Raw genomic sequence first — 13,745 nt, 5'->3', positions numbered from 1 at the left:
GGGGCCGGGGGTGTGCGTGCTCATCACAGGGCTCCTTCACGATGCGCGGCATCCGAGGCGAGGTAGGCCGCCTCGAGCCGACCGGTCGCCGGGCCGAACCCGATCACCTGTGCACGCGCGGCGGCGAGATCCGCGAGCAGGCGCGAGGCGGTGGCCTCGTCGGGCAGGTGGATGATCACCTCGGCATGACCGGAGGCGGTGTGCTCAGGTCCGCGCAGCTCGCCGTGCTCCACCCCGAGCCGTGCGAGCGCCTCCGACAGCGCCCGCGGATCCAGGGAGGAGACCCGCCACGGCCGCGGCCGGGCGGCGAGCTCGCGCACGCTTGCCGCGTCCACCACCCGCCCGGAGTCCATGAACACGACGTGATCGGCCATCTCCTCGAGCTCGGTGAGGATGTGGCTGGAGATCAGCACCGTCGTCCCCTCCGAGGCGAGCGTCCGCACCACCTTCAGCAGGCGCCGACGCGAGGCCGGATCGAGCCCGGAGGCGGGCTCGTCCAGGATCAGCACCGACGGGGCATGGATCAGCGCCCGCGCCAGGCCCAGCCGCTGCTTCTGCCCGCGCGAGAGCACGTGCGCGGGCTGCTGCGCGAGCGGCACCAGGTCCATCAGCTCGAGCAGCTCGTTCACGCGCTGCCGTAGCTGCGGACCAGGCAGGAAGTAGGCGCGCCCCATCACCTCGAGCACCTCGGTGACCCGCAGCGAATCCCATGCGCCGAACTGATCGGGCATCCAGCCCACGCGCGCTCGCACCGCCGCGGAATCGGCCGACGGGTCCAGCCCGTCCACCAGCACCCGCCCGGAATCGGGAGCCAGCAGCGAGGCCAGCATCAGCATCAGCGTGGACTTGCCGCAGCCGTTCGGACCCACCAGCGCCGTCACCGCCCCGCGCGGCGCGGTGAAGCTCAGCCCGTGCACCGCCTGCACCTGGCCGAACGCGCGGCTGACCTGCTCGGCCACGATCCCCGGTGCCGTTCCGCCGGCCGCGGCGAGGTCCGCGTGACCCGCAGGCAGCGGTCCGGGCTGTGCGGCTCGCTCAGGCGGGACCGGGATCCCGGGCTGAGCAGGTCGATCGGGCTGAGCGGGTCGATCGGGCTGAGCGGAGAGCGGGCGGACCGGAGTCCCCGGTGTGCCGGGACCGTAGTCGTAGGCATTCGCCGCGCCCTGGTCGCGGTGCGAGCCCGGACCCCCGACCGGGGGAGTGCTGTGTGTCATACGCACAGAATCCCATGTGCCGGCGCGCAGCGCCCGTGACGTACCGGGCGGAGTCTGCACACGATTCGTGAGGGACTGGTGGAGGCCGCCGTGCAAAGCGGGGGCGTCGGGTCGCCGTCCCGGTCAGCCGTGTCGAGTACTGGCTCAGGAGAGCGGGCTATGCCGATATTTGCGTAGTGCGCGCTATATCGCCAGTACTCGCCACGGACCGTCGCCTCACTCGGCCATCGCGGCGTTGCCCTCCTCCTGCGCCTGGGGGATGCCGTCCTCGGCGGAGAGACGGCCGATGAAGACCTCCTGGAAGATCGGGATCGCCGCGCCCAGGCCGGCGTTGGCGCGGGCGCCGGTGTCGGCCTCCGCGGGGTTCTTCGCGGCCTCGACGAACACACTCACGTCCACGCCCTTCTCCTGCCAATAGGCGATGAAGGCGTCCTGCGCGTCGACGTGACCGGGGAAGGAGACGCCCTGCTCGGCCAGCGGCAGCTGACCCTCCTTCGAGCCCAGCCAGGTCAGCAGAGCGGCGATGCCCTCCTGCTGGTCCTCGTCGGCCTGCGCGTTGCCCACCGCGACCACGCCGTGGACCAGGGACTTCGCGCCTGCGGGACCCTCCACCGGACCGGCCAGCGCCCACTCGAAGGAGTCCGCGACGCCCTCGGAGATCGCCAGCAGGTTGTACGGGCCGGACTGGAACAGGCCGAGCTTGCCCTGGGTGAACAGGTCGCGGCTGAAGTCGCCGTTCTCGTTGGTGTCCGCGGCGCTCGGGGCGACGTTCTCGACGTTGATCAGGTCCGCCATGTACTGGAACGCCTCGATGCCCTCGGGCGAGGCGAAGGTGTACTGGTCGTCCTCCTGCCAGGTTGCGCCGTTGGAGGCGAGCATCGGGCCGATGATCGCCTGACGGTCGGCCTGCGAGTTGAAGCCGAACTGCTCACGGGAGTCGACGTCGAAGCCGCTCTCGCCCGGGTGCAGGCCCGCGCCGTCGAGTGTCAGGGCGCGCGCGGCGTCACGCAGGGAGTCCGTCTCGGCGCTCGGGTCGAAGACGAGGTCCTCGGGGTCCACACCCGCCTCCTCGACCAGGCCCTTGTTGTAGAACACGGCGATCGAGTCCCAGATCTGCGGCACGCCCCAGAGGCCGCCGTCGCGGGTGTAGAGGTCCACCACGGACTGCTCCCACTGGGAGGCACCGTCCGGGATGATCTCGTTGATGTCCAGCAGCGCCTCGGAGTCCTTGAACTGCACGTAGTTGGCGGAGTTCATCCAGTAGACGTCGGCCGCATCCCCGCTGGCCACATCCAGCGGCAGACGCGTCCAGTAGTCGCCCCACGGCACCACGTCGATGTTCACGTTCCAGCCGCTCTCGGCGGTGAAGGCCTGGAAGGACTCCTCGTAGGCGGGCACCGCGTTCTGGTCCCAGAGGCGGAAGGTCAGCGTGCCTTTGTCGCCGCCGGTGCTGCCGCCGGCGTCCGAGGCGCCGCCCGCGCTGTCACCGCCGCCATCGGAGGAGGGGGAGCAGGCCGCTGCGGTGCCGAGCAGGCCGGCGGCGGCGAGGGAGGAGAGGATGGTGCGACGCTTCATCATGGAGAAGTCCTTCCGGGTCGGTCGAGTGGACCCATTCTCTCCCGTTTCCGCAGGCGATGGGGAGAGCGGTGAACCCGTGTGGCGCCGAGGTGGCGGGACGAGTGGACAGCGCCCCTCCCGGCCGGAACCTCCGCGCCCCCTCAACGCAGGGTGGCGTCGCCGATCGAGCGGGTGATCTGCTTCTGGAACACGATCATCAAGATCACCAGCGGCACCATCGCGAGGGTGGTCCCCGCCATCACCAGCGTCCAGTTGTTGTTGTACTGCGACTGCAGCGCGGAGGTCGCCACCGTGATCACCCGCCACTCGGGCCCGGAGGTGATCACCATCGGCCACATGAAGTTGTTCCAGTGGGTGACCACCGTGATCAGCACCAGGGTGACGATGATGGCCCGGTTCAACGGCACCACCAGGTGCCACAGCAGGCGCAGCGTGCCCGCGCCGTCGATCCGCATCGCGTCCATCAGCTCGCTGGGCACGCCGCGGAAGTTCTCCCGCAGCAGGAAGATCGCGTACGGGGAGCCGAGCACGAACGGCAGCACCAGCGCCCAGAACGTGTTGCGCAGCCCGACCTCGCTCATCATCAGGTACAGCGGCACCACCACGACCACCTGCGGCACCATCAGCGTCGCCACATACACCCAGAACAGCAGGTCACGGCCGGGGAAGCGGAGCTGCGCGAAGGCATAGGCGGCCAGCACCGAGAACACCATCTGGCCGGTGAGGATCACCGCGACCATCTGCACGGTCACCACCACCGGGGTCACGAAGCCGTCCTGCGAGCTGAACAGTTCGAGGAAGTTCTCCAGCACCGGCGGTGCGGGGAACGAGAGCGGCCCCTGCTGCGCGAACTGCGTGGTCGAGGTGAACGCGGTCATCACCGAGAACAGGAACGGTCCCAGCGTGAGCAGCGCGGCGATCACGAGCACCAGGTAGGTGGCGGAGTGCGCGAGCAGGCGGCGGGCCAGCAGCGAGCCGGTGAGCCGGCGCGGCCGACGGGACGGGCTGCGCCCGTCGGCGCTCGCGCGGGTGGCGGCGCGGTGCCCAGCGGCGGGAGCGTCGGGCCCGACGGCGGACGTGCGCTCGTCGGCCCCGGGCGTCCCGGGGGTGCGGTGCGGGGTGGTCATCGCGGTCCTCCTCTCAGCTCATGTCATAGGTGATGCGGCGGGAGAACCAGCGCTGCTGGAGCAGCGTGATCACGACCAGCAGCAGGAACAGGATCACCGCGACCGCGCTCGCGCGGCCCAGACGGCTCGCCTCGAAGGCCTCGTTGTAGATCAGCGAGGCGATCACCTCGGTGCGGCGCTGGGGCCCGCCGCCGGTGAGGGCGTAGACCATGTCGAACACCTGGAAGCTCGCCACCACCTGCGTGACTGCGAGGAAGAACGTGGTGGGACGCAGCAGCGGGATGGTCATGTGCCACAGCTGCTGGGCGGGGCCCGCGCCGTCGATCCGCGCCGCCTCGTAGATCGAGCCGGGGATGCGGGTCAGGCCCGCCTGGAAGAACAGCGAGATGTAGCCGACGTTCTGCCAGATCGCCACGAACGCCACCGCCGGCAGCGCGAGCGAGGGATCGGTCAGCCACTCGATGCGCACGCCCAGGATCTGGTTCAGCGCGCCGACGGAGGGCTGGAAGATCCACTTCCACACCACGCCCAGGGCCAGCGGGGCGCACACCCAGGGGATCACCACGATCACCCGCACGATCGCCGAGCCCGGCAGGGCGCGCACCAGCTGGGTGGCCAGGATCAGGCCCAGCGCGAGGGAGACCGGCACCGAGATCAGCGTGAAGATCCCTGTGACCAGCAGAGAGTTGGGCAGTGCGCCGCTCGAGAGCAGGGTGGTGTAGTTCTCCAGCCCGATGAAGCGACGTGTGCCCAGCAGGTCCCAGCGGAACAGCGAGACGACGAAGGCGAGCAGCACCGGCAGGATCAGGAAGGCCGTCACCCCGATCAGGCTGGGGGCGATGAGCAGCCACCCCAGCAGGGGCCTGCGCGCGTTCATGCGGCCCTTCTCGTGCGCGGTGCGGTGCGGGTTGTCATCGGTTCAACGTATAGCAGGTCGGGACGGGCGCGGGACGGCGGCCGGCGGCTCGCGCGCGACGATGGGGCGAACGAGTGATGGTCGACTACGGGCGCAGCGGCGACGTGTACGGCGATATCGCCGTAGGGGTGGCTGTGACGCCGGTACTCGACCAGGGACCGCGCACCGAGCCGTCGGTCACCGCGCACTGAAGGCACCGGCGTGCTCGGCTGAGGGCACCGGCGTGCTCGGCTGAGGCCCCGGTTGCTCGGTGGACCGGCGCGGTGCTCGGCTGGCCGGCCGGGCTGCCCGGGGCGGTGCCCGACTCACCGGCTCGGTGCCCGACCGAGCGGACCGAGTGCAGGGTGCGCCCCGCCCTGCGGCCGGGCCTCCATTACGCTCGCCTCCATGAGCTCCGCGCCCCAGCCCGCCGCCCCGCAGCCCTCCGGTCAGGACCCGTCCCGGCCCACCGGCCAGGACCGGCAGCAGCCGCCCGGCCAGAACCAGCCGCCGAGCTCCGCCCCGGCCCATCACCCGGCCGGCGCCACCTCCGCCCCCGTCCCCGGCGGTCACGTCCCCGCCGGTCCGGACGGTGAGCAGCAGCTGGAGCGCGACCTGCCCTCGGTCACGCACGAGGACCCGTCGGACCCCCACGCCTCGATCTACCGCCACGGCTTCCTGCGCGCCGCGGCCGTGACCCTCCCCGTCGCGCTCGCCGACCCTTACACCAACGCCGCGCGCCACCTCGAGGTGCTGCGTGATCTGCACGAGCAGCAGGTGGGTCTGGCCGTGTTCCCGGAGCTGTCGCTGACGGGCTACTCGCTCGATGACCTGGTGCTGCAGGAGCCGCTGCTGGACGCCGCCGAGCAGGCGATCCTCACCGTGGTCGAGGCCAGCCGCGAGCTGATGCCGCTCATCGTGCTGGGTGCCCCGCTGCGCTCCAGCGAGCGCTCGCGCGTGTTCAACTGCGCGCTCACCATCCACCGCGGTCGGATCCTGAACATCACCCCCAAGCAGCATCTCGCCGACTACCGCGAGTTCCAGGAACGGCGCTGGTACGCGCCCGGTGACGATGCCTGCTGGAAGGACGTCCGGATCGGCGGCGCGACCCACGCCCTCACCCCGCACCAGCTGATCGATGTCCCGGACGTGCCCGGGCTGAGCCTGTTCGTCGAGATCTGCGAGGACATGTGGGTGCCGATCCCCCCGTCGGCCGAGGCGGCGCTCGCGGGCGCGACCGTGGTCGCGAACCTCTCGGGCTCCCCGATCACGATCGGCCGGGCCGAGGAGCGCAAGCTGATGGCCCGCTCCGCCTCCGCTCGCAGCCAGGTCGCGTACGTCTACGCCGCCGCGGGGGAGGGAGAGTCCACCACCGATCTGGCCTGGGACGGGCAGACCTTCGTCTACGAATGCGGTGACCTGCTCGGCGAGAGCGGGCGGTTCCCGCAGGGGCCGCGCGCCACGATCGCGGACATCGACCTGGATCGGATCGTCGCCGAGCGTCGGCGCATGAACACCTTCGACGACAACCGTCGCCTGCACGCCGAGCGGATCTCGGAATTCGCGAGGGGACCGGAGGCGCTGCTGTTCGGCCGGGAGGTCGATGGTGCGGCGGCGAGCGGCGCCGACGGGGCGGCGGCCGACAATGCGGCGGAGGGACCCGGGCTCGAGGGCGCAGACCCCGAGATCTCCTACGATCCCTGGCAGGAGGAGAGCGGCCGGCCCGTCGGCCCGCCCGCGACCGGGCCGCTGCGCCGCAAGCTCGACCGCTTCCCCTTCGTGCCCGACGATCCGGCGCGCCTGGCCCAGGACTGCTATGAGGCGTTCTCGATCCAGGTGGCGGGGCTGGTGCGTCGGCTGAGCGCGATCGGCGGGGACAAGCCCGGCGGCACCGCCCCGGTGCTCGGGGTCTCCGGCGGTCTGGACTCCACCCATGCGCTGCTGGTGTGCGCGCGGGCGATGGACTTGCTGGGCCGGGACCGCTCCGAGATCCTCACCTTCACGATGCCGGGCTTCGCGACCTCCGAGCACACCCGCTCCAACGCCGAGGCGCTGTCCCGCGCAGTGGGTGCGAGCTTCGAGACGATCGACATCCGCCCGGCCGCCACCCAGATGCTGCAGGACATGGGCCACCCCTACGGCGGCGGCGAGAAGGTCTACGACGTCACCTTCGAGAACGTCCAGGCCGGGCTGCGCACCGACTACCTGTTCCGCCTGGCCAACCACCGTGGCGGCATCGTGGTGGGCACCGGCGACCTCTCCGAGCTGGCGCTGGGCTGGTGCACCTACGGGGTGGGCGACCACATGTCCCACTACGGCGTGAACGCCGGGGTGCCCAAAACCCTGATCCAGCACCTGATCCGCTGGGTGATCGCCGAGGGCATCTTCGGGACGGAGGCGTCCGCGATCCTGCAGTCGGTGATCGACACCGAGATCAGCCCTGAGCTGATCCCGGCGGGAGAGGGACAGCAGGCACAGTCCACCGAGAGCTCGATCGGTCCCTACGCCCTGCACGATTTCTCCCTCTTCCACGTGCTGCGCCGCGGCTACGGCCCCGGCAAGATCGCCTACCTCGCCCACCAGGCCTGGGGTGACGTTGACGCCGGACAGTGGCCGGCCGGGTACCCGCAGGACGATGCCCGTGCCTACTCCCGCGAGGAGATCAAGCACTGGCTGACCGTGTTCACGAGGCGGTTCTTCGCCAACCAGTTCAAGCGCTCCGCTCTGCCCAACGCCCCGAAGGTGCTGGCCGGCGGCTCGCTCTCCCCGCGCGGCGACTGGCGGATGCCGGCCGACGCGACGGCGACGGCCTGGCTCGCGGAGATCGAGCGGGACGTCCCGGGGGCGTGAGCGCGGTGTGTCGGGGCCCGATCGCCCGGTGGCTGCCCGGGGCTGCCGGTTCGGTAGCCCCGAGGGAGACGGGATGGGTATCGTCGGCCTCCTCCTCACTCGCCGATGAAGGATGAGCCATGACTGCGCTGACGCCCGCCGCCCTGCCCGAGATCGCCGCCCGCGGCACGGTCGCCGTGCCCGAGTACCCCCTCCAGGAGCGTCAGATCGGCATCGTCCACTTCGGCGTGGGCGGGTTCCATCGCGCGCACCAGGCCATGTACCTCGATGCGCTGATGAACGCCGGCCGCGACCGCGACTGGGCGATCTGCGGCGTGGGCCTGCTGCCAGGTGATGCGCGCATGCGCGACGCCCTCACCGCCCAGGACGGCCTGTACACGCTCGTCACCAAAGCGCCCGACGGGACGCGGGATCCGCGTGTGATCGGCTCGATCGCGAAGTACCTCTTCGCGCCCGACGACCCCGAGGCCGTGCTCGCCCAGCTGACCGACCCCGCGGTGCGGATCGTCTCGCTCACCGTCACCGAGGGCGGTTACAACTACAACCCCTCCACCGGCCAGTTCCAGTACGAGACCGAGTCCGTCGCCGCGGACCTCGCCACCCGCTTCGACCTCGAGGGCGCGGTCGCCGCCGGCAGCGCGGGCGAGAACACGGGCGGCGCGAACAGCGCGCACCGCTCCGGACACCCCCGCACCATGTTCGGCTACGTCGTCGAGGCGCTGCGCCGCCGGCGTGAGGCGGGCGCTGCCCCCTTCACTGTCATGTCCTGCGACAACGTGCGCGGCAACGGTGATCTGGCCAAGCGGATGATCCTCGCCTTCACCCGCCGACGTGACGAGGACGGCCTGCATGGCGACGCCCCGCTCGCCGACTGGATCGAGGCCCAGGTTGCGTTCCCCAATTGCATGGTGGACCGGATCACCCCGGTCACCGCGCCCGAGGACATCGAGATGGTCGCCGCCGAGTACGGCATCGACGACGCCTGGCCCGTGGTGAGCGAGGACTTCGTGCAGTGGGTGCTCGAGGACGATTTCCCCTCCGGCCGCCCCGCCTATGAGGAGGTGGGCGTGCAGATGGTCGAGGACGTCGAGCCGTACGAGCTGATGAAGCTGCGTCTGCTGAACTGCTCCCACCAGGCGATCGCCTACTTCGGCCTGCTGCTCGGCCACACCTACGCCGACGAGGCCGCGCTCGATGAGCAGCTCGCGCCCTTCACCCGCGTGCTCTACATGGACCACGAGGGCACGCCTGCCGTGCCCGAGGTGCCCGGCATCGACCTGACCGCCTACAAGGACGAGCTGATGGCCCGGTTCGCGAACCGCGAGGTCAAGGACACCCTCGCCCGCCTCGCCGCCGAGTCCTCGGACCGCATCCCCACCTGGCTGGTCCCCGTGATCCAGGAGAACCTCGCCGCCGGGCGGGACGTCTCCGCCTCCGCCGCGATCGTCGCCTCCTGGGCGCGGTACGCCGAGGGCGCCGGTGAGAACGGCGAGCAGTGGCCCGTGGCGGATCGCCTGCGCGAGCGCGTCATGGCCGCCGCCGCGCGGCACGACGAGGACCTGCTCGCCTTCCTCCGCGACGAGGAGCTGTTCGGCGACCTCGTCCAGCACGAGGCGTTCACGACCCCCTACCTCCACGCTCTCGAGACGCTTCGCGGCCCCGGAGCCCGAGCGCTGCTGGAGGAGCTCGTCGCCGGGGTCCCGCCCCGTCGAGGGTGAGCCGGGGCCCCGCGCCTCCGGGAGTGACAAAACTGGGGAATAGCCCGCCGGATTCCCCCAGTTTTGTCACGTGCGCTGTGGTGTCGGGTCGCGTGCCGGGGTTTCGCTCGCCGAGGTCGTGCTCATGGGTGCGCGTCGGGGTGCCAGTCGTGCTTCCTCAGGGCATCGGTCATCCTCCGCAGGCCACGCCGGCAGCCGTCGTGGAGGTCCTTGGCGACGGTCTGGACCTCGATCCAGCCGAGGGATTCGCGCAGCTCGCGGCGCTGGATGTCCCGTTCCTGCTGCTCGGGGGTGCGATGGGTCGGCCCATCGTGCTCGACGCACACCTTCCATGCGGGCCACGCGAGATCCGGTTCGCCGAGATCCCTCCCTTGGTCGATCTGGCGGACGTTGAGATCGGGCTCGGGAAGGCCCGCGCGACCGGCGGCGAGGCGGAGTCTGGTCTCGGGCGGGGAGTCGCTGCCTACGCGGACCAGGTCCAGGGCCTCGCGCAGCCGAGTTCGGCCGGGGCCGGGGAAGCTGTCCACCGCCATCGAGAGCTGGTCGAGAGTGGCGTACGGGTGTTCACGCGACTCAGCCCATTCGCGTGGGATCCGTACCAGGTGATCTCCGATGTCGACGAGCTGAGCGAGTGAGAGGTCCTGCTGGAGGTCGAGCCAGGTGCGGATGCGGCTCGTGACCCTGAGATCTTCGAGCGCGACGATTTCGTCGACACGGAGCCGCTTTCTGCTCCAGGTGATCAGCGCCGAGCTGCGGCGTGATTCCCCGTTCGCCGTGAGATGGACCGCGGTGAGTTCCTTGCCTGCCTTCCATTGCTGCTTCTGCCACGGCAGCGGGAACCCCCAGTAGCGGGCGGCGCTCAGGCCGCGCACCACCGCCAGCGGATCATCCCGGGTGAGCGCGGTGAGGACGTCGAGCTCGGTGAGCTCGGCGTCGACTCGGGCGTGGAGTCCGTAGGCGAGACGCTTCAGATCGCGGGCTCGCAGCCTCTCCGTGCCCACGCCGACGCTTCTCGCCTCCGCCGTGGTGAACACGGCATGAGGGAGTGCGCTGGGCAGCGGAGCAGGGCGGCGGGGCATGGACTCATGGTGGGTGCCGTGCCGAAGAGCCGACTGTGCCATCCACAACGTCGAGGTCACCGCCCCGGAACACCTCTCCTCCCCACTCGCGCCACGCCACCCCGCCCTCGAGGCGCACTCGACCGCGCCACGCCCCCCACGTCCCGGTGCCCGGGGGCGCAGCCGCCACCAGCGTGACGACAACCGCCGCCAGCGTGACGACAACCGCTGCCGGCGTGACGAAAGTGGGCTAATGGCTTTGGCTATTCCCCAGTTATGTCACGCCGGGCGCGGGGGAGGCGCGGGGGAGGGGCGCCACGCCGCGCACCTGGAACCGCGGACCCCACCACATCGCGCGGGGCCGGCTGGGTTCCGCCACGCCCGGGCGGATGTTGTGTGCACCACGTCCCGATATCCGTTCTACCAGCGGGTCCATCTCGAATGTCGGGGCAGGTATGGCGTCGACCAGGCATTTTCGTAGACTCGACGCTGGGCTCGTGCCCGGTGGCCGGGCTTCCGGCGCCGAGATGCGTCGGGCGAGCGAGAGCATCGCCCACCGGCGCTGACCAGCGGCGGCCGCTTCCCCGCGGTCCCCGCCACGACCCCTGGACCTGCTCCCCGCAGGACCACCCCGGAGCCGCTCACCGGCGGCACCACCCCGGAGCCGCTCACCGGCGGCACCACCCCGGAGCCGCCCACCGGCGGACCCGCAGGACCTGCCCACCCCGGCCGGTCCACCGCACGGTCCGCCCACCCCGGCGGGCCCGTGACACGGCCTGCCGCCCCGCAGCCCGCATGCTCAGCCCGACTGCCGCCAACCGCGAAGGAACCCGCCCCATGAGCCTGGTCGTCCAGAAATTCGGAGGATCCTCCGTCGCTGACGCCGACTCCATCAAGCGCGTCGCCAAGCGCATCTCCCTCTACGCGAAGGCCGGCCACCAGGTGGTGGTCGTGGTCTCCGCGATGGGTGATACCACCGACGACCTCATCGACCTCGCCCAGCAGGTCACCCCCAATCCGCCGCCGCGCGAGATGGACATGCTGATCACGGCGGGCGAGCGGATCTCGATGGCGGTGCTGTCGATGGCGCTGAACAACCTCGAGGTCACCGCCCGCGCGTACACCGGCTCGCAGGCCGGTCTGATCACCGACAGCGATCACGGCAGGGCCCAGATCCGCAACGTCACCCCGGCCCGCATCAAGGAGGCCGTCGAGGACGGCGCCGTCGCGATCGTCGCCGGGTTCCAGGGCGTCTCCCACGATTCCAAGGAGATCACCACGCTGGGCCGCGGCGGCTCGGACGTGACCGCGGTAGCGCTCGCCGCCGCCCTCGACGCCGACGTCTGCGAGATCTACTCCGACGTGGACGGCGTGTTCACCGCCGACCCGCGGATCGCCCCGTCGGCCCGCCGGGTGCCGCTGATCGCCAGCGAGGAGATGCTGGAGATGGCGGCCAACGGCTCGAAGATCCTGATGGCGCGCAGCGTCGAGTACGCGCGCCGCTACGGGGTGCCGCTGCACGTGCGCTCCTCGTACTCGGGGCGGCTCGGCACGATCGTCGCCGAGGACCTCGAGCGAGAGATCCCGATCGACCCCGACGTCACCATTCGTACCGCGGACGTCGTCCGACGCGACGCCGCCGACCCGACCAAGGAGCTCCCCATGGACGATTTCGCAGCACCGGGCCTCGAGGCGCCGATCATCTCGGGCGTCGCCCATGACAGCAGCGAAGGCAAGATCACCGTCGTCGAGGTGCCGGACGTCCCCGGCCGTGCGGCCCTGCTGTTCGACGTGGTCGCCGCGACCGGCGCGAACATCGACATGATCGTGCAGAACTCCTCGACCGTGGATGACACGGTCGCGATCTCGCTGACGCTGCCGGAGTCCGACGCCCCGGCCGCGCTCAAGGCGATCGAGGAGGCCCATGAGGCGATCGGCTACACCGAGGTCCGCTACAACGACCAGATCGGCAAGGTCAGCATCGTCGGCGCGGGGATGCGCTCGCACCCGGGTGTCTCGGCGACCCTGTTCCGTTCGCTCGGCGAGGCGGGCATCAACATCGACATGATCTCCACCTCGGAGATCCGCATCTCCGTGGTGACCGAGCAGGCGCGGCTCGCTGACGCGGTGCGCGCGATCCATACGGCGTTCGGCCTCGACGCCGACCAGACCGAGGCCGTGGTCTATGGAGGGACCGGACGATGAACATCCCCAGCACTCTCGATTTCTCCCTCACCCCCGGCTATGCGGCCGACGGCCCCGTGATCGGGGTGGTGGGTGCGACCGGTCAGGTGGGTCGTGTGATGCTCACCCTGCTGGCCGACCGCGCGGTCAAGCACTCGGCGATCCGTGTGTTCGCCTCCGCCCGCAGCGCGGGCAAGACCGTCACGTACGCTGGCCACGACCTCACGGTTGAGAACGCGGAGACCGCGGACATCACCTCCGAGGGTCGGCGCGTGGACATCGCGATCTTCTCCGCCGGGGGTTCGACCTCCCGGGCGCTCGCCCCGCGGTTCGCGGAGGCCGGCGCCACCGTCGTGGACAACTCCTCGGCCTTCCGCCGCGACGAGGACGTGCCGCTGGTGGTCTCCGAGGTGAATCCGGACGCGATCGCGAACCCGCCGCGCGGCATCATCGCCAACCCCAACTGCACCACGATGGCCGCGATGCCCTCGCTGAAGGTGCTGCACGACGAGGCGGGCCTGGCCCGGCTGAAGGTCGCCACCTACCAGGCCGTTTCCGGTTCCGGTGTCGAGGGCGTCAAGGAACTCGCAGGTCAGCTGCGCAACGGCGTCGACGAGGCGGAGAAGCTCGCGATCGACGGCTCGGCCGTGGATCTGGGCGCCCCGAGCATCTACGCCAAGAACATCGCCTTCAACGTGGTGGCCCTGGCCGGGAACCTGGTCGATGACGGCTCGGGCGAGACCGACGAGGAGCAGAAGCTCCGCAACGAGTCCCGCAAGATTCTGGATCTGCCGGACCTGCCGGTCGCGGGGACCTGCGTGCGCGTGCCGGTGATGAGCGGCCATGCGCTCGCGCTCCACGTCGAGTTCGACCGTCCGCTCTCGCCCGAGCGCGCCCGCGAGCTGCTCGCCGCCGCACCCGGCGTGCACCTGGTGGAGCTGCCGAACCCGCTCGAGGCAGCCGGTCAGGATGGCACATTCGTGGGCCGGATCCGACAGGACCAGTCCGTTCCTGACGGAAAGGGCCTCGTTCTGTTCGCCGTGGCCGATAATCTCCGCAAGGGCGCTGCCCTGAACGCCATCCAGATCGCGGAGCTGATCGCGACGAGCTGACATGTGAAA

Annotated in this window: 9 protein-coding genes; 4 read left to right on the top strand and 5 right to left on the bottom strand. The window is 70.8% G+C overall.

Annotation, left to right across the window (positions count from 1 at the left end; genetic code table 11):
* Positions 1 to 23: 23 nt before the first annotated feature.
* The 4 genes from BN4251_RS15370 to BN4251_RS15355 all read right to left on the bottom strand — a co-directional run bounded on the left by BN4251_RS15370 (position 24) and on the right by BN4251_RS15355 (position 4,796).
* On the bottom strand, positions 24 to 959 hold the full coding sequence (locus BN4251_RS15370) for an ABC transporter ATP-binding protein (protein WP_245810383.1): 936 nt from the start codon (positions 957 to 959) through the stop codon (positions 24 to 26).
* Between the two features lie 471 nt (positions 960 to 1,430).
* Positions 1,431 to 2,792: an ABC transporter substrate-binding protein gene (locus BN4251_RS15365; protein ID WP_087485899.1), complete on the bottom strand. Its 1,362-nt coding sequence runs from the start codon at positions 2,790 to 2,792 to the stop codon at positions 1,431 to 1,433.
* Between the two features lie 140 nt (positions 2,793 to 2,932).
* A complete protein-coding gene (locus tag BN4251_RS15360; RefSeq protein ID WP_245810382.1) occupies positions 2,933 to 3,919 on the bottom strand; it encodes a carbohydrate ABC transporter permease in 987 nt (328 codons plus the stop codon).
* 13 nt (positions 3,920 to 3,932) lie between these two features.
* A complete protein-coding gene (locus tag BN4251_RS15355) occupies positions 3,933 to 4,796 on the bottom strand; it encodes a carbohydrate ABC transporter permease (RefSeq protein ID WP_087485898.1) in 864 nt (287 codons plus the stop codon).
* 426 nt (positions 4,797 to 5,222) lie between these two features.
* Between BN4251_RS15355 and BN4251_RS15350 the strand changes: the two genes are divergently transcribed.
* Both BN4251_RS15350 and BN4251_RS15345 read left to right on the top strand, forming a co-directional pair.
* Complete coding sequence (locus BN4251_RS15350) at positions 5,223 to 7,664, top strand: NAD(+) synthase (RefSeq protein ID WP_087485897.1); 2,442 nt, start codon at positions 5,223 to 5,225, stop codon at positions 7,662 to 7,664.
* 119 nt (positions 7,665 to 7,783) lie between these two features.
* Positions 7,784 to 9,382 (top strand): mannitol dehydrogenase family protein, encoded by a 1,599-nt coding sequence (locus tag BN4251_RS15345; protein ID WP_087485896.1) that lies wholly within the window; start codon positions 7,784 to 7,786, stop codon positions 9,380 to 9,382.
* A gap of 122 nt (positions 9,383 to 9,504) precedes the next feature.
* Here BN4251_RS15345 and BN4251_RS15340 read toward each other — a convergent pair whose 3' ends face one another.
* A complete protein-coding gene (locus BN4251_RS15340) occupies positions 9,505 to 10,461 on the bottom strand; it encodes a hypothetical protein (protein ID WP_087485895.1) in 957 nt (318 codons plus the stop codon).
* Between the two features lie 816 nt (positions 10,462 to 11,277).
* Here BN4251_RS15340 and BN4251_RS15335 point away from each other — a divergent pair.
* A complete protein-coding gene (locus BN4251_RS15335) occupies positions 11,278 to 12,645 on the top strand; it encodes an aspartate kinase (protein ID WP_087485894.1) in 1,368 nt (455 codons plus the stop codon).
* Positions 12,642 to 13,736, top strand: a complete 1,095-nt coding sequence (locus tag BN4251_RS15330) for an aspartate-semialdehyde dehydrogenase (protein ID WP_087485893.1) — start codon at positions 12,642 to 12,644, stop codon at positions 13,734 to 13,736. Before BN4251_RS15335 ends, BN4251_RS15330 begins: the two co-directional genes overlap by 4 nt.
* Positions 13,737 to 13,745: the final 9 nt, after the last annotated feature.

The sequence above is a fragment of the Brachybacterium massiliense genome, from assembly GCF_900184245.1.
Classification (GTDB): domain Bacteria; phylum Actinomycetota; class Actinomycetes; order Actinomycetales; family Dermabacteraceae; genus Brachybacterium; species Brachybacterium massiliense.
Note: the sequence above shows the minus strand (reverse complement) of the source record. Positions and strands in the feature narration are given on the sequence as shown.